We start from the raw sequence: 19,816 nt of genomic DNA, 5'->3' as shown, positions 1-19,816 counted from the left end.
AAATCAAACCTCAAACGAGCCTAAAACATATAAGTCCTACGGGAACCACAGTTTCCCCTGATAGAAACTTCAAGAGACTATAACCTAGTAAAGGCGGGATTAACCTGCCTTACCCGCAAAAATAGCGTCTTGCTCTTACCAAGATAGTTTCACGAACTTACTCTCCCACGGAGCGAAACCCAATGGATTCCCCGAAACCGGATCTCCCACGACATCACAGACCGTAGTTTTCACAAAATTAATTTTATCTGAGGCTACCGAGAAAGTAGCGGGCCTCCCGCCTATCTCACGTAGTTGAAGCATAACAGCGTTCTCTCCTTCCACAGGCCGCATGTTTACCAACAACAAGTTCTCCGGTACGATCTTGAAAATGGAAGCGGATCGGAGAGGCTCCACCTTTTTATCTCCCGCAGACAAAACACGGGTCAAGAACGGGATTCGGTTTTCCCAAGCGAATTTAGTCGCATACTCAATCGAGTTGTCTCTCGAAGAGCTGATGAAGTAACTCCATCGCATCTCTCCCATTTGGTCTGCGTTGAAATTGGTTACCCAATAGTTGTTCATCGGCCATGAATACATATTCGTGGACTGAGGCACGGCTCCGGCCTTGTACCGCCCCGTATTGATCGCTCCAAATTGCATCAATGGAATTTCTTGGCTGCCTATCACGACTTGCGACTTTCCATTACGAGCCGTAGCGAAGTTTTGCACCGTGTACCAATCGTTAGAAGAGCCCGGGATTTGCTCTACACCCGCCTCTATCGATCCGCCGGGTACATCCAAATGGATCTTTCCGTCTTCTACCTCAAACGGGAAAGCGATGTAAACCGCTTCCGGATCCGTTACCGCTTTTTTACGCAGGCGATAAACCACCTCTATTTTCTTTGTCACGTTAAACACGCGGAATTCCACCATCAAATTATCCGGCTCACGTCCCGCTACAGTTTCTCCCCGGAAACGATAGGTATCCCAGATGTCGCCTTTCTCATATTTCTCGAAGCGCATCTTCTCGGGACGACGGCGGAGGAATTGGGGAGCACGATATTGTTCCATCGGATGACGGCTATCGATAATCTCATAAACAAACTCTCCCATCTCCCATTCCGCGCCCGGCGTAACCAATTGTTTGTTCAAATCCTTATCATATAATTTACGAATCGTACCCTTACGGGTATTGAAATCGATGGCATACCAAGGATTCTCCACATGCGTCTCCTTTAATTCCGTAGCGCCCTGCGTTTCCGGATGCGGTGCGTCCTTCACCTTTATGTAATACCGTACATATCCCAAGGCAGGGACATCCTTCACGTAAAAGTTCCAATAAGTACCGTCGGAACGACTCTCACCGGCTTGCGCAGGGATTACGTTGCCAGCCGCGTCCACGATCTCGAAAGCCTTGTCTTTCGGAAGAATCTGATGATCGACATAAGCTTTGGCGATACCGCTATAATTCCAGTTGAGCGTATTGAACACGGCGATAGACGGAACGTCGCTTGGGGGCACGAACGATTGTAAGATGCCCATGGTAGCCTCTCCCAGCAGACCGGAATGCCGATAGGCTTCCCACGCGTACGATTGTTTCAAGGAGCGTTGCTCCCAAGTTTCCAGCCCGTAAGCGTTACGCACGCTCTCGCTATGCCCGAAAGTATGCTCATCATAAAACAAAAGGGCTTTGTTGATGTCCTGAATCCGGTCAATGATATCTGTCGGCAATTGGGCACCTAGCATTTTCGCAAATGACAATCCGCCTTGGCTCGCGATAACATCCGAGTGAGTCACACGAGATATGGTGGCTTCACGGGCACCGGAAGCGAAACCATCCGTCCACCAATCCGGCCAAGCTCCGCGAATGGTCTCGATACGATCCGCATATTGGCTCTCTACTGTCTTAAAGAACTCACTGGCTACCGCCGTGCGTAATTTCGGCCATTCATATTTCTCGTTCCATTTTCGTGACATCTCGCAACTTTTAGTCGAAGGCGGCGCATTATCCGTAAGGTATCCCGAATGCTGTACCGCTAATATGTCATACGGATAATTTTTCGCTTCCATTTCATCTAGATAAGTTAAGACACGCTCCTCGAACCGATCAAAGTCATCCGTATGAATCCCGAGAAAATTACCCTGGTGATAATGCTCCGCACGATAAGTCAAGACCTTCTTCCCGGAAGGTGATTCCCACCAAAACACCGTAGGTTTATCAAAGCAGATCAACGCCCGATGGCCATGGGTCCCCATATTCACGTATTTCACGCCGGCATCTGCGAAATACTCGCTGAGACACCAACCGATACCATTCACGTCGTCTTGCATGGCTACCTCGGTACGCATCCCGTTTTCCCTGAATTGCTTGATCGGATAAAGGGAAGCGGCAAGTGTCTGCTCATCCGGCAATTCGTCAAAATTCAAGAACATCGCAGATAATTCGATACGACCTTCCTTTACCCGTCGCCTCAAGCGAGCGATCTGTCCTGCGGGACGACATTTCAAATATTCGCTAACCGCCCAGGCGATCTCGCAAGTCCAGCGGAACTTAGCGAAATCCGGATATTTATCCGTAGCGTCGCAATAATCCAGCGCATAATCGATGTACCGGAGCTGTTCCGCCAGGATTTCCATTTGGGAACGGGTATAATCGATATCCGTATGCGTGTGTTGCACCATATTTATCTGCCAATGGCGAGCCGGTTTCACAGTCACTGTAGTCACCTCTTTCTCTTTCCCGCTTGTCAGTGTCAACGGTAATTGGCGGGTCTCGCCAACCTCGGGTATCTCGATCCGGAATACATTATCCCCGGACATCAGCCTCTCTTTATGGCTTCGCTCGCCTAAACGGATCGTCACAGTAGAAGGCTCTCCCTCATGTCTCACGGAGATCTCGACCTTTTGGGTCAGCCCGTCTCTCGATTTATAAACCGCCGGTAATACACGGATCTTGACATCCGACAATCCCGAAGACGCATGAATCGGCAATGTCCCGATCAACAAAGCCAATCCGGCTGATAAATAAGTTCTTTTTTTCATTTTATCGTGTTTTTATGGGCCTAAATCCTAGTTACCGATGTTCAGCCATCCTGAATCGCCTCCTCCCATCGTATCCAAGAAGTAGATACCGGATATGATTTATGTTGGCAAAATTATTTCAATAATCCGGAAAGGAATGCTACATTTGTTCCGATTTACTTGTACAATCTTATGATTTATCGATCATGGCCAGGATAAAAGAGGGATTTAAGGGAGAACGGCTTGTCTCTTTGCCCGAGGAACTATTGGCAAGCTACCGGGGGGAACCGCTCATCAATAATCTGTATGTACGCAAGATAGGTTTCTTCCCGCGTGTTAAATATCATTTTCTCCAAAAAGAACATGGCTGCGATTACGCCATGCTCATTTATTGTACGGAGGGGAAAGGGTGGTATCGTATCCTCGGTAAACAATACACCGTAGAGAAATACCAATATATCATCCTCCCTCCCGGTATACCCTATTCATTCGGGGCGGACGAGGAAGATCCATGGACGATCTACTGGTTACACTTCCAGGGCGAGCTTAGCGATCGATTCCTGCCGTTGTGTCCGGTTCCCGTCACCATTTTGCCGAATGAGTATTCCCGTTCGCAAGACCGGCTGCGACTGTTTGAGGAGATCTATAGCAGTTTCTCCTCGGGATATATTAAAGAGTACATGATTTATTCCTCCATGTGCCTTTACAATTTCCTAGCCTCTTTCATCTATCTGGAGCAATTCCGCCATACTCTGATTCCCTCGCGAAAAGAATACCCGTTTACGGCACGAGTCATACACTACATGCGTGAGAATATCTCCCGGAATCTTACCTTGAGAGAGGTAGCGTCTTATTTCAAATATTCCCCTTCCCACTTCTCAGCCCTTTTCTTTGGCGAGACCGGAGTCTCGCCAAAGAATTACTTCATACGCCTGAAAATACAGAAGGCTTGCGAATACATCGAGCTGACGAATATGAAGTTGAACGAGATCGCCACCCATCTGGGATTCGAGGATGCCGCCTACTTCTCTCGTACGTTTACGAAAGTCATGGGTTGCTCACCCTCCGCTTACCGTAAAAAAGAGATGGAGGTCTAGAATTCGCTGAGACTTCTGGTATTTCTCATGGGAATAAAATATATTTGCGGGATGGATATTCAAACAAACATAAAGTAAGCAGTTATTATGGTAGACCTGGCACCGTTCACTCCTTGGACACTCTTTACGGACCTTGGATTCATTTCGATACTCCTGTTGGTTGGCAAATTCATACGAGTCAAGGTAAAGCTGATCCAACAGTTATTCATACCCCCCAGCTTGATCGCAGGTTTGTTGGGATTGGCGTTCGGGCCGAATGGGCTAGGGTGGATTCCGCTTTCCAACGGCTTAAGTACTTACGCGGCGATCCTTATCGCCCTGGTGTTCGGTGCGTTGCCTTTATCTTCCCCGGACGTATCCATGAGAGAGGTGGCGCGACGGGTCGGGCCGATGTGGGCGTACGCCCAGGTGGGTATGTTGTTGCAGTGGGCATTGGCTGGCCTGTTCGGATTGTACGTGATCAAACAGATCTGGCCGGATCTGAATGACGCTTTCGGCATCATGCTGCCAACAGGCTTTTATGGCGGACACGGCACGGCCGCCGCCATCGGGTCCGCATTCGAGGGAATGGGCTGGGACGAGGCTCGCAGTTTAGGCATGACAACGGCTACCGTGGGGGTTATCTGCTCGATCATCGGAGGGTTGCTGATGGTCAAATGGGCAGCCAAACATAAGCAGACCGCTTTTATCTCGGATTTCGATGACCTCCCGGACGAGTTGAGAAGCGGATTGCTGCCGGAGGATAAGCGGAATTCCATCGGAGAGGCTACGACATCCTCCATATCCATCGATACGCTGACCTTCCATGTGGCCTTGGTAGTTGTCGTGGCCTTCTTGGGATATCTGGTCAGCCAAACCGTAAAGATGTATTATCCGGTATTGGAGCTGCCTGTTTTCAGTTGTGCCTTCATCATCGGGCTAGCGTTGAAGAAATTCTTCGATGCGACAACCATATCCAGATACATCTGTCCGCAGACGACCCAGCGACTCAGCAGCTCCTTCACCGATATGCTGGTAGCTTGTGGCGTCGCGTCTATCAAGTTAGGGGTGATCGTAAAATATGCCTTCCCACTTATCGTACTCATCATAGCGGGCGTGGTGATCGTCTGGTGCATCACGTTTTTCCTGGGAAGAAGATTAGCCAAGACGTTCTGGTTCGAGCGCATGATTTTCGCCTGGGGATGGTGGACCGGCACGATGGCCATGGGCATCGCCTTGCTGCGGATCGTCGACCCGAAACTTTCCAGCAAGGCGATGGATGATTACGCGATGGCTTACTTGCCTATCGCCCCCATAGAGATCCTGTTGATCACCTTTGTTCCCATCCTTTTCGTAAACGGATGGGGCGTCTGGTTGCTATTGGCCTGCTTGGCCCTTTCCCTGCTTATCTTGCTGCTGGCATGGAAGATGGGATGGTGGATCACTCGCTCTTGATACTATTTACCGGATTCTCGTTCGCCGCCTTCCAGTTTTGGAAGCTTACGGTTAATAGCGTGATTACGGTTACGAGCAATAAGGCGATCAAGAATACCCACCCATGGATCGGGGTCTTATAAGCGAAACCCTCGAGCCACTGCTTCACGCCCCACCAAGCGATCGGCGCCGCTATCACGAAGCAAATACCTACGATCCGCAGATAGGTCCTGTTAAACATCGACAGGATCTCTCCTACCGTAGCTCCATGTACCTTGCGGATACCGATTTCCTTACGGCGGTATTGAGTCTCAAACATCACGAAGCCAAACACCCCGACCAAAGAGATCATAATCGCCAGCAGACTAAAGATCGTAACCAGATCGCGCAGATTTTCCTCTTTCCGGTAAAGATGATTAAAGATTTCGTCATAGAATTCGATATGGAACGGATAAGAAGGATCTAATTCCGTCACCACGTTACGAATATGATTGACAGCCGCGTGGATATCCGAGCCCGCTTTCAGGCGGATGTAGGATACGGGCATCGTATAGCCAAAGTTCCCGACCACGAACGCTATATTACTCTCTCCGCTCCGGAGGGATGTCAGTTTCACGTCACCGACAAATCCGATCAAACGTCCAGGGGCATAGTTCCCGAAAGAGTCACCTGCCCGCATGTCTCCTTGCAGCGACGCCGGGCGATTAAAAATATAAGAGACTTTGTCCGACAGCTCGTCCGCCTTGGAGAAATCACGCCCCTCGATAACCGGGATGCCCAACACCCGCAAGATATTCGAGGAGGAAATAATCATAAAATATTGGATCGCTTTATCCTTATAAGTTACCTCATTTGTATTGTATCCGTCTTTCGACCCGACTTTCTCCATCGAGAAAGCGACATCCTCGATACCCGGATATTCTTTCAGGCGATTCTTATAAGTCTCATGATGTTTATCATACATCCTACTATTCAATTCCACCACGGCGACCTGATCTTTATCGAATCCTAAGGAAAAATCACGCATGTACCCATTCTGGACACGTACAAAACTGGCCCCGATTATCAAGAGGATAGATACCACGAATTGGATACAGATCAACCCTGTACGTAATTTCCTTCCGGCAGGAGACAATCCGAAACTGCCCTTCAACACCAACGCAGGGGGAAAAGAAGTGATATAAAAAGCCGGATAGATACCAGCTATCAAGCCCGTGATTAAAGCGATAACACCGGATAACAAGACAACCGGAAGATTGGCTATTAAATCCAGGTCGGCATCGATAAAAGGCAGAGCCTCTACAATATCTAATCCCCAAACAATGGATAAACTCACTAACCAGGCGATAAAACTGACAAGGACGGCCTCTACCCATAAAGCCCTCCGTAGCAGACCTTCCGGGCTACCCAATACCTTTTGCGTATTGATGCTCTTGATTCTCAACGGAGCCAGGGAGGTGCTGAAGTTCGTGAAGTTGATGCCCGCTACGACAATTATCAACAGGGCTATACCCAACAATAAATTCGTCACCTCCCGACTGCCGCTACGGAAAGTTCCCCCGTCTTGTGTCTCATTCCTGTAATAAATATCGGTCAACGGAACTAAACAGATTTGTTCATCCTCGCGACCAATCTTTTTGAAATCGAAGTGACGGTTGAAATTATCGGCCACGTCATCAGCCAAGGCCGGATCGTCTAACAATAGATAACAAACCCAGTTACTCGCTCCAAAATTACGGACATTATAATCTGGATCGATCGCCGTATAGATCACGTTCCGGAGCTGCGTGTTCTCCGGAAAATCCTTATAAACCGCTCCGATCGTAAGGAGCTGAACCGATTTAGTCCAGATACTTTCTTCCGCCCGCAATGTTTTGCCTATCGCGGAGGCATCTTCTCCAAAGAGTTTCATCGCCAAGCTTCGCGGTACCATTACTTTCTCAGGATCCCTCAAACAATCGATATCACCTTCCACGATCGGGAAAGCGAATATTCCCGGCAGGGTAGCATGGCAGGTTGTCACGATCTCCTTAAATCCGAAAGGCTGTCCATCCCTGTCGATTGAGAGATAAACGCCATTTTGGCCAAAAGAAGGAGTCAGCAAAGTCCCGGCCTCGATATGCGGGGAAGACTGGATAACAGCCTCCACAAAAGCACGGGGTAATATCGTCCCGAAGGTACCCGGAGTCGTTAAGTCTACCCTGAAAATCCTTCCGGAGGTAGGATGGCAGCGATCAAAGGTCCGCTCAAAATTAATTTGTATGAGAATCACGATAAAGGCAGCGAAGGCGACAGCGAGACCGGTAACGTTCAATGCGGTCGCCATTTTAAACCGCCTCAACACACTCAGAAAGTTTCGAATAATCGTTTTCATCTTATTATAGCCTCATTTATCATTCCGTTTTAATGCTATCCACCGGATTTGCGTTCGCCGCGTGCCAGTTCTGGAAAGTGACAGTCAATACCGTGATAACCGTTATGATCGCGAAAGCGATCAAATAGACCCACCAGTACATCGGTGTCTTATAAGCGAAGTTCTCCAACCAGCGGCTCACCGCATAACCCGCGACTGGGGCGCCCAATCCGAAGCAAATACATAAAACACGTATATAGGTCTTGTTGAACATCACGATAATCTCGCCCGTGGTAGAACCCAGCACCTTACGAACACCGATTTCTTTCTTCCGATACTCGCTATCGAATACGACCAAACCAAATACACCTACCACCGAGATAAAGATCGCGATCAAACTAAATAAAGTAATCAATGAACTAAGGCTTCTCTCTTTCTCATAGAGCCCGTTCAATACCTCATCGAAGAAACGGACATTAAACGGGTATTCCGGATCAAAGGATTGAAGCGTAGTCTTGACATGTCGCATAGCTTCCTGTAAGTCAGAACCGGCCTTTACCTTTATATAAGCGTAATCAGGTTGGGTCCCCCAATTATCAGTACCCCATACAAAAAAGGCCATAGGCGTTACCTCCGTACGGAAAGAGGCGAATTTGACATCCGGCATGAAACCGATAATTTCCATACTATCTACCAAGGCTCCCAACTCCAGTTCATATTCCGCACGGGCCCGCTCGTTAAAAATAAGTGCGCCATGACGTTTCGCTTTATCCTCTTCCCTAAAGTTACGCCCTTCGGAGATCTTCACGTTCATCACCTTCAGAAAAGAGGGATCAACGGGAAGACATTGAAACTGTATGTTTTTATCTCTGTAATCCCGTCCCCATCCCATGTATTGATCTTGGCTGGAAAGAAGTTTCTCGGCGTAAGTAATCTCCTCAATGCCGGAAAACGATTTCACTTGACTGGCAAAAGCATCGATACTTTTCCGGATCTTACCGTTCATATCCGTAACAATCACCGCTTCCTTATCATAACCTAGAGGCGTATTCTGCATGTAATAATTCTGCAAATACATGAAAGTAGCGCCAATGATTAATCCGAAAGAAGCTACATACTGCACTCCAATCAATACATTACGTAATTGACGTCCCCTCGGAGACAAACCAAAACTACCTTTCAACACCAAAGCCGGCGGGAAAGAAGTCATATAATATGCCGGATATATACCGGCAAGAAGCCCGGTGGCTATTGAGATAAGTGCGGCAACCAAAATCAACCCCATATGCATTGATAACGAGATATCGGCATTTATCAAGGAAGCGATTTCCGTCTTCCCGGCGATATGGACGAATAGTAGTCCTAATAAGTAAGAGACGATACTTATGAATACCGCTTCTAAGGCCAAGGCGAAACGGATCGCAGATTCTTCTCCCCCCAATACTTTTTGTGCATTAATACTCTTCATACGCATCGGGGCGAGTGCCGTACTGAAATTTGTAAAATTAATTCCGGCGATTATCACGATCACGATAGCTATGGCAAATAATATCATCAAAGTTTGCATGCTGGCTTTGGGGGGCAGGTCATATTTTACATCTGTCGTATAATGAACGTCAGGCAATGGATTAAAGCGGAAAGTCATCTCAGTTTCCCTCCATGAGAAACTATTGTCCTTCAGTAGAGCCGGATCAAAATGTGCCTTGAAATTTTCAAATAAGCCCTCGGCATTCTTCGGATCGTCCAAACGGATATAGAAAAAATAATTCCAGTTTCCCCAACTTTGGAAGTTTTCCTTCGGGTTCATCTTTCGATAAATACAATTCCGTACAGATGAATTCCGTGGATAATCCTTATACACTCCACCCACCGTTAGATGATCCCCATTCTCAAACATCAATCGCTTGCCTACAGCCGATTGATTCCCAAATAATTTCCGGGCCATGCTCCGCGGCAACAAAACAACGTTTGGCTCCTGTAACGCATCCGGATTTCCTTCCTGAAATTGAAAGTCGAATACCTTCGTGAATTCAGGATAAACATTTATGCATTGTTCCTTAAAAGTATTCCGTACACCATTCTCCTCTACAGAGAAGAACAAGTCTCCTTTCCAAAGATCCACCAAGGTTCCGGCTACGATATGGGGCGAGGATTGGATAAAAGCATCGGCCAACGGACGGCAAATAAGAGTCTGCCCGCCATCCTCAAACATAGCTTCTACCCGAAATATAGACTCCGTATCCGTATATCCCCGGTCAAAATTCCGGTCATAGTCCACCTGCATCATAATCAAAATGAAAGCGGCAAAAGCTATCGAAAGTCCTAATACATTTAAAAGTGCCGCCATCTTGAAACGGCGCAATACACTCAAGAGATTCCTCAAAATAGTCTTCATACGTAATTTATATCACATGTTATCGTTCGTTCTTAATGCTACGGGCCGGGATTCTCATTGGCGATATCCCAAGATATCAGGATCACGCATCCTCACCAATGATCGCTAGAGCCGGTTGTTATGCTGACTAGATAAATTCACTGACGGAAGAAACGATGCTACCGTCGAATAGATTGATCACACGGTGGGCGAAACCTGCGTCGTGCTTGGAGTGCGTTACCATTACGATCGTCGTCCCCTCCTTGTTCAGCTCGGTGAGCAGTTGCATGACCTCAGCGCCATTCTTGGAATCCAAGTTACCCGTTGGCTCATCGGCCAAGATAATCTTCGGGTTGGAGACTACCGCACGGGCGATCGCCACACGCTGCTGCTGACCTCCGGAGAGTTGCTGAGGGAAATGGGCCGCACGGTGGCTGATATTCATTCGTTTCAAAATATCCGTTACCATCTGCTTACGCTCCGACGCCTTGATCTTTAGATAAGTCAACGGCAGCTCCACGTTCTCGAAAACGTTCAACTCGTCTATCAAGTTGAAGCTCTGGAACACGAAACCGATGTTTCCCTTGCGGACTCGTGTACGTTCTTTCTCTTTCAAGTGTCCTACCTCTTGGTCTCCCAAGTAGTAATTTCCCTCGGAAGGGTTATCCAGCAAACCCAGAATATTCAACAACGTGGACTTACCGCAACCGGAAGGCCCCATGACAGCGACGAACTCGCCATCCTTTACCTCCAAAGAAACCTTGTTCAATGCGATTGTCTCTACCTCTTCCGTACGGAAAAACTTACTTAAACCTTCGATCTTAATCATAACTGTATTTGTTTTAATTGTTATCTTTGTTATCTTGATTATTTAATTTACCATATCTAATTCAAATAGTGTGCCAAACCAACTAAATATTTAATTATCAAATAAGTATGATTTCACTCTCCCAAACAGACTGTCCAATTATTTGACAGTGGTGTACAAAATTTAGACACTACTATCTTTTTCGCGGCTGCCCACGCCTCGATACCTGTAGTCGCCAAAGCCAGGCCTCCAGCTAGAAAATCGGATATAATATCCCGAGGTGTTGATATTACATCCAAAAACACTATTTTTGCACACGGAGGTCATTTTACATGAAAAACACATCCTATACAAAACGATCCATTTATCTGATCTTATTCTTTATAATGGGATACACCTCATCCCTATACGGAATAGAGGGTACAGGTGTGTATTTCAAGGTGAGCCTACGCGGAAAAATCTATAAGCACTTATCCTTTCTTGTAGAAGAGGACATCCGCCCGAGAGATGATTTCAAGGAAGCGGAATGGTTCCTTACCACCGTTGAGGTAAACTACAAGTTTAACAAATATCTTCTAGCAGGGGGCGGATATATGTCTCTAGTGCGATACAAGGCATCCGACGAGTTACGAAACCGATATTATCTCTACGCTACGGGGACTTATTCGGCCGGACGTTTTACCCTCTCTGTCCGGGAACGTTTTCAAAGCACCTATAAGGTCCATGCCGAACACCCCAAGAATTATCTGCGCTCGATGCTGACCCTCTCCTACAAGATCGGCGAGAGTGGTTTCCGTCCTTTTGTCTATACCGAAGTCTACAATGACACGCGAAATAAGATGCGATCCGATAAGATCTGTTTCTCCACAGGGAGCAATTACCAGCTAAATCCAAACAATAACCTCCAACTCTATTATCGCTACCACATATTCAATGTGGACGATCCTGTAAATTACCGCCATGCGATCGGTATCTGCTACACCCATCGTTTTTAACGAGAATTGAATAGATGCGACCAGTCTTCCCGGGGTTGCGGCGTATAAGACTTCATTCCCAATAATTCAGCCGCCCGGCAATTCACGGATGCGTCATCGATCAGCATCGTTTCCTCGGCTAAAAGATTCGAGTCCTTCAATACATACTCGAAAACACCCGCATTCGGCTTCAGCATATGCAATTCGTATGAGAGGTAAATCTTATGGAAGAAATCTTGGGCGCGAAGACCTTGATAAGAGAAATAAGTCTCTTCGGACCATCTCCAATGAATCTCGTTCGTATTACTCAGAAGCATCGTATGATAGCGTTCGCGAAGCTCCAATAGCAAACGCAACTTGTTTCCCGGGACATCCCCCAGCATGGCGATCCATGCGGTGTCGATTTGTTCGTCTGTCAGGGGCTTTCCCGCTAAGGCACGAATATCATCATGGAACTGTGCCACCGATATCATCCCCAACTCCAAACGCTCAAACAAATCCTTATGTTGATAGTTATTCGTGATCTGTTCCCGGATATTCTCCACGCCCAGATTTTCGAAAGCCTCGATACAGCGGTTGCGAGTCAAGTTAATAAGCACACCGCCCAAGTCTATGATCAAGTTCTTTATGCCTTCCGTTACATTCATGAGTATATATTCCGCCTCCGATGTTTTTTAATAGTTTTTCTTCTCGTCGATGATGTATTCGGGACGAGCCTTGATCTCATCAAAGAGGATACCGACATATTGTCCTAACACGCCGACCGTCAATAACTGTACCCCTCCAAAGAAGATAATGGAAGTCATGATAGAGGTCCAACCGACCTCGGCGTTACTAAAACCATAGATCTTGCCTAACGTGAACCAAACAGCCAAGACAATACCGACCAATACGGATATGAACCCGAGACTCGTCGCCAGACGCAACGGCTTCTTTGAGAAATAAAGCATTGCGGTTGACGCGAATTTCAGCATCTTACGAATAGGATATTTCGTTTCGCCGGCGATGCGCGCCTCACGCTCATAATAAAACGGCACCTGATGGAAGCCCACCCAGCTTATCAAGCCGCGGATATACTTTCCCCGTTCCTTAAAACGGTCGAACTCATTCATCACCTTCCGGTCCACCAAACGGAAATCCCCCGTATCCAGCGGGAAATGAACCTCGCTCATATAATTCATCACCCGGTAAAAAGCCTTGGAAGTAAACAGTTTGAAAAGGCTCTCCCCTTCCCGTGACTTACGGACGCAATAAACCACGTTAGCGTTCTCTCTCTCCTGCACCTCCAGCAGATCCGGGATCAATTCCGGCGGATCCTGCATATCGGCATCGATGATAATCGCCAAATCGGCATCACAATTATTGATACCCGCCGTTACCGCCGGTTGATGGCCGAAATTCCGGGAGAAGTGGATCACCTTCGCATGAGGATCGGTAGCGGCTATATGATCCAACAAAGACCGCGTCTTATCCTGACTACCATCGTTTACATAGATAATCTCCGTTGGGTTCGGCAACTTGACCAGGACCTCTTTCGTACGCCGATACGATTCCTCGATCACGGCCTCCTCGTTATAACACGGGACTATAACCGCTAACTTCTTCATGCCTTTTATGCTTTAAAGGTATAAAACTTGTTTACTAAAAAATTGATCACCGTATAGAAAGCCATTCCTATCAAGTGATTGTAGTAATGATCGATCGTGAGTCGGGAATTCAAGACCAGCACCAATCCGTACTGTAAGGCATAACAAACAACGAAAGCGGTCGCGAACCGAACCGCTCCTTTCGTCCATCCGGTGGAACTCCCCTTGAAAGTCCATTGCTTGTTCCAAATGAAACTGTTCAATAGGCCTGCCACATATCCCGTCAAGTTAGATAAACCTTCCCGGCATCCGAAGAGTTTCATCATCACCCAGATGACGATCATCGTTACCAAGGTATTGCCCAACCCGACTACGCCATACTTAATGGCTTGCTTAATCGTCTCCATTCTTATTTATAATCTCGGAAATCTCCTCGGGTGTCAATTCCTTGACATTCGTGATCGTGAATACATTCGAGAGGAAATCGCCGTATTGGTTACATTCATAGATCACCCGCTCCAACGCGGCTTTTATATCCGTACACACCGGGATCAAGAACACCAACTCCACATACTGCTCACCGATCTCCAAACGCTCGATCTCACAGTCCGCTTTCGACAGATAATAAGCGAACTCCCGCTCGATTATCCGCCGCTGATATTCTTGGAAAGGCTTCTTGCCTTTAGACATCATCAAGACATAGAAACGCAACTTCTCCCCTTTTCCCCCCAAGCCAGTCGAGATGTAAACCTGTTTCTCGTCGGAGAAATCGGATTCTAAAGAGATACGAGACTCCATCAAAGCCATGTAGGCCCAATCTGTCACTTCCGGATCCGGATGCCGGGTGTATTCCTCCAACAGGCGATACGCACGGACGGATTTCGAAGTAGCCAATTGAGATAGCAGGTACCGCTTCTTCCTCTTGTCCTTGGTTTCCTCCGTCAACAAAGAGTTGTACAGGATCTCGCACTGATCCTCCGATAAGGGACGGGGAGGCCGGTTTTCCTTCCGTACGTTTTCCGAGTATTTGAAATACTCCATTTGAAGTTCAACCGGCACACGTTGTTCTAGTATATGGAGACGCCCCTCCATCCTGCTGAAGGAATCACGGAACTTTTTGAACACATCACCTTCTCCTTTCATAGATCGTCTTTTTTTCGTTATTAAACTTCCATAAACAAGAAACGAGAACAAAGGTAATGTTTTTTCCGGAATAAATAAAATAAACCGTTGGATGAATTAAATTCCGAGCCGGTCAAAGCATCTCCCATGCTATATGTATATATAAAGTTATACCAGAGGTACGTAAAGATGCGCCCTTTGCGCCCTGCCCTCCCCATTTTTTCCATTGAGATACGACCGGAAAACCATTGAGATACGACGCCAAGTCAATGGAACACGAGACGGATTCCAGTGAGTTACTTCGCTCATCAATGTAGATAGCTCAAGTTTTGCAAGGGCTAAAATTCAGTCGCAAAACTTAAGTAATTACATATTTTTGGCAGACAAATCTAAAATCATGCTATAAAACATTATTCAAAAAGGTTATAAATACAAAGAAGAAAGTTACTTTTACACGCAATTTCAATAAGGTTGATACGCATGAAGAACATGAATACACTGTCGGGCTTGTCCGCAGCTAACTTTAGCAAGCTGGTTGACGGGAAAGAAACGGCCCTTTATGTCCTGTGTAACAAGGCTGGAGCAGAGTTGGCGATCACGGATTATGGAGCGAAAATCGTTTCTCTGATGGTTCCGGATAAGAACGGAAAAATGACCGATGTCGTTACCGGCCATAATTCGATTGAAGAGTACTTAACATCAGAAGAGCCTTATTTCGGTGCTATTTGCGGTCGTTATGGAAATCGCATAGCTGCAGGAAAATTCACGATCGACGGCGTTACTTATGACAAATTAGCCATAAATAACGGTCCCAATAGCTTGCATGGCGGGATCAAGGGATTCAACGCGGTAGTATGGGACGCCAAACAAACAGACGAGCAAACCATTGAGTTGAAATATACCTCCGCCGATGGCGAGGAAGGTTTCCCCGGGGAATTAAAGACAACCGTAACTTATCATCTGACAAATGAGAATGAGGTCGTTATCTCCTATCAAGCCTCCACGGACAAACCTACGGTCTTGAACTTGACCAATCATTCTTATTTTAACCTATCCGGTGCGGGAGATCCTTATATAGGAGACCATATCCTCACGATCAACGCCGACTATTATCTGCCCACAGACGATACGGCGATCCCGTACGGACCTAAAGAGAAGGTGGAAGGTACACCGATGGACTTCCGGGTCCCTCATGAGGTGGGCGAACGCATCAATGACAATTTCGAACAGCTTATATTCGGTAAGGGATATGACCACACGTACCTACTGAACAAAGAGGGTAACGAACTTTCTTTCTGCGCTCGCTGCTCCTCCCCCAAGACCGGTATCGTAATGGAAACTTATACGACTCAACCGGGCGTGCAATTATACACAGGAAACTGGATGACCGGGAATTTCGAAGGCAAGAACGGACAACGCTACCCGGAACGGGCCGCTTTATGCCTGGAGACCCAACATTTCCCCGATAGTCCTAACAAACCGGAATATCCGACAACAGTTCTCCGCCCGGACGAGGCTTTCCAAAGTACCACTATTTATAAATTCAGCGTAGAATAAGAGAACAATTCAAGTAATCTAATAATCTAAAACAACAAAAAAAGAAATGGAATCAACAGCAAAAAAGAATTACACATTGCCTATTATCATGATGGTGGCTCTCTTCTTCATGATATCTTTCGTGACGGGTTTACAGAACCCATTCGGCATCATCGTTAAGAACCAGTTCGCTGCCAGCAACTTCATGTCGCAGCTGGGTAACGCGGCTAACTTTATCGCCTATGCCTTCATGGGTATTCCGGCTGGTATGTTATTGCAGAAGATCGGTTACAAGAAAACCGCTTTGTTAGCGATCATCGTAGGTTTCTGTGGTGTAAGTATTTCTTATCTTTCCGGTGTGGTGGGTAGCTACGCTGTCTATTTGACAGGTGCTTTCGTGTCCGGTTTCTCTATGTGTATGTTGAATACCGTAGTAAACCCGATGTTGAACACGCTAGGTGGTGGCGGGAACAAAGGTAACCAGCTAATTCAGGTCGCCGGTTCCGTGAACTCTATCGGTGCTACGATCGTTCCGGTATTGGTTGGTTATTTGATCGGTGACGCCGCCAAAGCTCAGATCAGCGACGCAAACCCGGCATTGTTCTTGGCTATGGGCATCTTTGCCGTCGTATTCATCGTATTGTTCTGCATGCAAATTCCGGAACCGCATATGGCGAAGGGAAATGAGGCCAAGACTCCGGATAAGCACAGCGCACTTTCTTTCCGCCACTTCATTTTAGGTGCCATCGCGATCTTCTTGTATGTAGGTGTCGAGGTAGGTATTCCTAACTTCATGAATTTGTTCGCTACTTCTCCTGAGATCGGTATCGATCCTACAGTAGCCGGTTCTATCGTGGGTACATATTGGTTCTTGATGATGATCGGACGTCTGTTCGGCGCCTCTTTCGGAGCCAAGATCTCCAGTAAGGCGATGTTGTCGTCAGCCGCCACGGTAGGTATGATCTTTATCCTGATCGCTATCTTCGCCCCTGCTACGACAAAAGTTAGCATGCCCGTATTTTTGTCTGATATCTCTTTCGGTATGGTTGAGGTTCCTGTTGGAATCATGTTCATGGCGCTTTGTGGTTTATGTACTTCCATTATGTGGGGTGGTATCTTCAACTTGGCAGTAGAAGGTTTAGGTAAGTATACGGCAGCCGCTTCCGGTATCTTCATGGTAATGGTTTGTGGTGGAGGTATTCTTCCGTTGATCCAAGGAGCCGTAGCCGACGCCGGCGGTTTCATTACCAGCTTCTGGGTGGTATTCCTGGGATTGGCCTATTTGCTCTATTACGCTTTGATTGGTAGCAAGAACGTAAACAAAGATATTCCTGTTGAATAATAGGGACAGGACATAGTATAGTAAGGAAGAAATTATCCGGCAGAGTTTTCTGAATGGATAATTTCTTCTTGTTTATTCACAGTTATTTACCTCAATCAAATTAAGTATCATGCAACAAAAAATCAGAACTAAATTCAAAGAGTTATTTCATACCGAAGGTAGCTTATACACATCTCCGGGACGTATTAACCTGATCGGTGAACATACAGACTATAATGGAGGTTTCGTTTTTCCGGGTGCCGTAGATAAAGGAATGATCGCCGAGATCAAACCGAATGGGACAGGTAAAGTCCGGGCGTTCTCCATCGACTTAAATGATTACGCTGAATTTGGCTTGACTGAGGAGGACGCTCCTTCCGCAAGCTGGGCAAGATATATCTTTGGCGTATGCCGGGAGATTATTAAACGAGGTGGCAATATCCAAGGTTTTGATACCGTATTCGCCGGAGACGTGCCTCTGGGTGCCGGAATGTCTTCTTCTGCCGCTTTGGAAAGCACTTATGCTTTTGCGTTGAATGACTTATTCTCACTAAATATCGATAAATTCGAGTTGGCTAAGATCGGTCAGGCTACAGAACATAATTATTGTGGCGTGAATTGCGGTATCATGGACCAATTCGCTTCCGTATTCGGTAAGGCCGGAAGTCTGATCCGCTTGGATTGCCGTTCCTTAGCGTATAAATACTATCCGTTTAACCCGGTTGGTTACAAACTTGTGTTATTGGATTCGGTCGTTAAGCATGAGTTGGCATCCTCTGCCTACAACAAACGCCGTAAGTCCTGCGAGAACGTGGTAGCCGCCATTCGCCGCAACCATCCGGAAGTAGCGTTCTTACGTGACGCTACGATGGAGATGCTGAACGAGGTAAAAGCGGACGTCAGCGCCGAAGATTACATGCGCGCGGAATATGTTATCGAGGAAATCCAACGCGTACTCGACGTATGCGCCGCTCTGGAGGAAGGCGACTATGAAACTGTCGGCGAAAAGATGTACGGCACGCATCATGGCATGAGCAAGCTTTATGAAGTCAGCTGCGAGGAACTGGATTTCTTGAACGATATCGCTAAGGAGTGTGGCGTAACGGGTTCTCGTGTCATGGGTGGAGGATTCGGTGGTTGTACGATCAACTTGGTTAAGGATGAGTTGTACGATGATTTCGTAAAGAAGGCTTTCTCCGCTTATAAAGAGAAGTTTGGCCGCGAACCTAAGTTATACAATGTAGTAATCGGCGACGGAGCGCGCAAACTCTGTTAATCTTTAAAATCCATAAAATGATGTCAGCAGCTTTTTATCAAGACGAAGTCAAATTCTATGTTGCCGTAGATTGTATCATTCTAGGGTTTAACAATAGAGAATTGAATGTTTTATTATACAAACGCTCGTTCGAGCCAATGAAAGGACAGTGGTCCCTGATGGGAGGCTTCGTGAAATCCGGGGAAAGCGTGGATGAAGCAGCGTCACGGGTATTAACCGGTTGTACGGGCATTGAACATCTTTTTATGGAACAGATAGGGGCTTACGGAGATATATCGTATGACCTGGGGGAGCGGGTTATCTCCGTAGCTTACTATTCCTTGGTGAACATGGATGATTTCAGCCCCGAGATCTTGGAGAACCATAACGCTGCTTGGGCCAAGATGTCCGAGCTTCCCGACTTGATTTTCGACCATAACCAGATGATAAACAATACGCTGTCCGTCCTTAAAATGAAGGCGGCAAGCCGCCCTATCGGTTTCAATTTGCTTCCCGAGCAATTTACCTTGCCTCAACTACAGACATTGTATGAAGCCATCTACCAAACCCCTTTAGATAAACGGAACTTCCGTAAAAAGCTAAACGCCATGGATATTCTGGAGAAACTGGATATCAAAGACAAGAAAAATTCGAAACGGGGCGCTTTCCTCTACAAATTCAACGAGAAAAAATACAACACATTGGTTGAGCGGGGTTTCAACTTCTCGCTCTGACCGGAATGATGTATAACCCACAAGCAGAAGGCAGGAACTTTTACGGAAAAGGAATTGTTTGATTGATATAACGGCTCTTACAAAGAGTTTGATTATCTTCGCGGGAAATAAATCAATAGTTCGTTAAATTTAGAATGAATCAGGCAGAATCTCGGACTCCGAAAAACAACAAGTTAGGCGGAATCTCATCCGTTAGGATTTGTTTATTTTGCGGATTGCCCGATTTCTGACCCTCAATAA

15 protein-coding genes are annotated in these 19,816 nt (G+C 46.7%); 7 read left to right on the top strand and 8 right to left on the bottom strand.

Translation table 11 applies throughout. The features are described 5' to 3' along the window. Window positions 1-135: 135 nt before the first annotated feature. Entirely contained in the window at window positions 136-3,024 is a 2,889-nt protein-coding gene (locus G7Y39_RS05180; RefSeq protein WP_165155737.1) for a glycosyl hydrolase family 38, read from the bottom strand. Window positions 3,025-3,209: 185 nt separating this feature from the next. Here G7Y39_RS05180 and G7Y39_RS05175 point away from each other — a divergent pair, with 185 nt between their 5' ends. Both G7Y39_RS05175 and G7Y39_RS05170 read left to right on the top strand, forming a co-directional pair. Continuing rightward, window positions 3,210-4,100 carry an AraC family transcriptional regulator gene (locus tag G7Y39_RS05175; RefSeq protein ID WP_165155735.1) on the top strand — a complete coding sequence of 297 codons (891 nt, stop codon included), beginning with the start codon at window positions 3,210-3,212 and terminating at the stop codon, window positions 4,098-4,100. 87 nt (window positions 4,101-4,187) lie between these two features. Next, window positions 4,188-5,534 (top strand): sodium/glutamate symporter, encoded by a 1,347-nt coding sequence (locus G7Y39_RS05170; protein WP_165155733.1) that lies wholly within the window; start codon window positions 4,188-4,190, stop codon window positions 5,532-5,534. On the opposite strand, the gene G7Y39_RS05165 is transcribed toward G7Y39_RS05170, so the two are convergent. The 3 genes from G7Y39_RS05165 to G7Y39_RS05155 form a co-directional block, all read right to left on the bottom strand. Further along, the gene (locus G7Y39_RS05165) at window positions 5,521-7,887 is read right to left on the bottom strand and encodes an ABC transporter permease (protein WP_165155731.1); all 2,367 of its coding nucleotides are present in this window, start codon (window positions 7,885-7,887) and stop codon (window positions 5,521-5,523) included. The two genes, G7Y39_RS05170 and G7Y39_RS05165, sit on opposite strands and share 14 nt — an antisense overlap. A gap of 19 nt (window positions 7,888-7,906) precedes the next feature. Continuing rightward, window positions 7,907-10,261: an ABC transporter permease gene (locus G7Y39_RS05160; protein ID WP_165155729.1), complete on the bottom strand. Its 2,355-nt coding sequence runs from the start codon at window positions 10,259-10,261 to the stop codon at window positions 7,907-7,909. Window positions 10,262-10,388: 127 nt separating this feature from the next. After that, window positions 10,389-11,069: an ABC transporter ATP-binding protein gene (locus G7Y39_RS05155; RefSeq protein WP_165155727.1), complete on the bottom strand. Its 681-nt coding sequence runs from the start codon at window positions 11,067-11,069 to the stop codon at window positions 10,389-10,391. A 311-nt stretch (window positions 11,070-11,380) separates the two neighbouring features. Here G7Y39_RS05155 and G7Y39_RS05145 point away from each other — a divergent pair, with 311 nt between their 5' ends. Next, complete coding sequence (locus G7Y39_RS05145) at window positions 11,381-12,043, top strand: DUF2490 domain-containing protein (protein WP_165155725.1); 663 nt, start codon at window positions 11,381-11,383, stop codon at window positions 12,041-12,043. Here the strand turns inward: G7Y39_RS05145 and G7Y39_RS05140 are convergent. Genes G7Y39_RS05140 through G7Y39_RS05125 form a run of 4 tightly spaced genes read right to left on the bottom strand, consistent with a single transcriptional unit; the run spans window position 12,040 to window position 14,751 of the window. Further along, window positions 12,040-12,669, bottom strand: coding sequence for an HAD family phosphatase (locus G7Y39_RS05140; RefSeq protein ID WP_165155723.1), 630 nt, complete (start codon window positions 12,667-12,669; stop codon window positions 12,040-12,042). The two genes, G7Y39_RS05145 and G7Y39_RS05140, sit on opposite strands and share 4 nt — an antisense overlap. Window positions 12,670-12,696: 27 nt before the next feature. Continuing rightward, complete coding sequence (locus tag G7Y39_RS05135) at window positions 12,697-13,629, bottom strand: glycosyltransferase family 2 protein (protein ID WP_165155721.1); 933 nt, start codon at window positions 13,627-13,629, stop codon at window positions 12,697-12,699. Window positions 13,630-13,634: 5 nt separating this feature from the next. Further along, on the bottom strand, window positions 13,635-14,015 hold the full coding sequence (locus G7Y39_RS05130) for a GtrA family protein (RefSeq protein WP_165155719.1): 381 nt from the start codon (window positions 14,013-14,015) through the stop codon (window positions 13,635-13,637). Next, window positions 14,002-14,751 (bottom strand): hypothetical protein, encoded by a 750-nt coding sequence (locus G7Y39_RS05125; RefSeq protein ID WP_165155717.1) that lies wholly within the window; start codon window positions 14,749-14,751, stop codon window positions 14,002-14,004. Before G7Y39_RS05125 ends, G7Y39_RS05130 begins: the two co-directional genes overlap by 14 nt. A 459-nt stretch (window positions 14,752-15,210) precedes the next feature. Between G7Y39_RS05125 and G7Y39_RS05120 the strand changes: the two genes are divergently transcribed. The 4 genes from G7Y39_RS05120 to G7Y39_RS05105 all read left to right on the top strand — a co-directional run bounded on the left by G7Y39_RS05120 (window position 15,211) and on the right by G7Y39_RS05105 (window position 19,576). Further along, on the top strand, window positions 15,211-16,287 hold the full coding sequence (locus tag G7Y39_RS05120; RefSeq protein WP_165155715.1) for an aldose epimerase family protein: 1,077 nt from the start codon (window positions 15,211-15,213) through the stop codon (window positions 16,285-16,287). A gap of 46 nt (window positions 16,288-16,333) precedes the next feature. After that, window positions 16,334-17,608, top strand: coding sequence for an MFS transporter (locus tag G7Y39_RS05115; protein ID WP_165155713.1), 1,275 nt, complete (start codon window positions 16,334-16,336; stop codon window positions 17,606-17,608). 109 nt (window positions 17,609-17,717) lie between these two features. Continuing rightward, window positions 17,718-18,863 (top strand): galactokinase, encoded by a 1,146-nt coding sequence (galK, locus tag G7Y39_RS05110; protein ID WP_165155711.1) that lies wholly within the window; start codon window positions 17,718-17,720, stop codon window positions 18,861-18,863. Window positions 18,864-18,883: 20 nt separating this feature from the next. Beyond that, window positions 18,884-19,576 carry an NUDIX domain-containing protein gene (locus tag G7Y39_RS05105; protein ID WP_165155793.1) on the top strand — a complete coding sequence of 231 codons (693 nt, stop codon included), beginning with the start codon at window positions 18,884-18,886 and terminating at the stop codon, window positions 19,574-19,576. The last annotated feature ends 240 nt before the right edge of the window (window positions 19,577-19,816 follow it).

The sequence above is a fragment of the Parabacteroides sp. ZJ-118 genome (genome assembly GCF_011038785.1).
In the GTDB taxonomy this organism is placed as follows: Bacteria; Bacteroidota; Bacteroidia; order Bacteroidales; family Tannerellaceae; genus Parabacteroides.
This window is presented reverse-complemented; position numbering and strand designations above follow the sequence as displayed.

Bases quoted from the DNA above. Each gene is read 5' to 3' on its own strand.
- G7Y39_RS05130 (WP_165155719.1), bottom strand. From the start codon at position 14,015: ATGGAGACGATTAAGCAAGCCATTAAGTATGGCGTAGTCGGGTTGGGC.
- G7Y39_RS05105 (WP_165155793.1), top strand. From the start codon at position 18,884: ATGTCAGCAGCTTTTTATCAAGACGAAGTCAAATTCTATGTTGCCGTA.
- G7Y39_RS05170 (WP_165155733.1), top strand. From the start codon at position 4,188: ATGGTAGACCTGGCACCGTTCACTCCTTGGACACTCTTTACGGACCTT.
- G7Y39_RS05145 (WP_165155725.1), top strand. From the start codon at position 11,381: ATGAAAAACACATCCTATACAAAACGATCCATTTATCTGATCTTATTC.
- G7Y39_RS05115 (WP_165155713.1), top strand. From the start codon at position 16,334: ATGGAATCAACAGCAAAAAAGAATTACACATTGCCTATTATCATGATG.
- G7Y39_RS05125 (WP_165155717.1), bottom strand. From the start codon at position 14,751: ATGAAAGGAGAAGGTGATGTGTTCAAAAAGTTCCGTGATTCCTTCAGC.
- G7Y39_RS05175 (WP_165155735.1), top strand. From the start codon at position 3,210: ATGGCCAGGATAAAAGAGGGATTTAAGGGAGAACGGCTTGTCTCTTTG.
- G7Y39_RS05140 (WP_165155723.1), bottom strand. From the start codon at position 12,669: ATGAATGTAACGGAAGGCATAAAGAACTTGATCATAGACTTGGGCGGT.
- G7Y39_RS05135 (WP_165155721.1), bottom strand. From the start codon at position 13,629: ATGAAGAAGTTAGCGGTTATAGTCCCGTGTTATAACGAGGAGGCCGTG.
- G7Y39_RS05180 (WP_165155737.1), bottom strand. From the start codon at position 3,024: ATGAAAAAAAGAACTTATTTATCAGCCGGATTGGCTTTGTTGATCGGG.
- G7Y39_RS05165 (WP_165155731.1), bottom strand. From the start codon at position 7,887: ATGAAAACGATTATTCGAAACTTTCTGAGTGTGTTGAGGCGGTTTAAA.
- G7Y39_RS05155 (WP_165155727.1), bottom strand. From the start codon at position 11,069: ATGATTAAGATCGAAGGTTTAAGTAAGTTTTTCCGTACGGAAGAGGTA.
- G7Y39_RS05160 (WP_165155729.1), bottom strand. From the start codon at position 10,261: ATGAAGACTATTTTGAGGAATCTCTTGAGTGTATTGCGCCGTTTCAAG.
- galK (WP_165155711.1), top strand. From the start codon at position 17,718: ATGCAACAAAAAATCAGAACTAAATTCAAAGAGTTATTTCATACCGAA.
- G7Y39_RS05120 (WP_165155715.1), top strand. From the start codon at position 15,211: ATGAAGAACATGAATACACTGTCGGGCTTGTCCGCAGCTAACTTTAGC.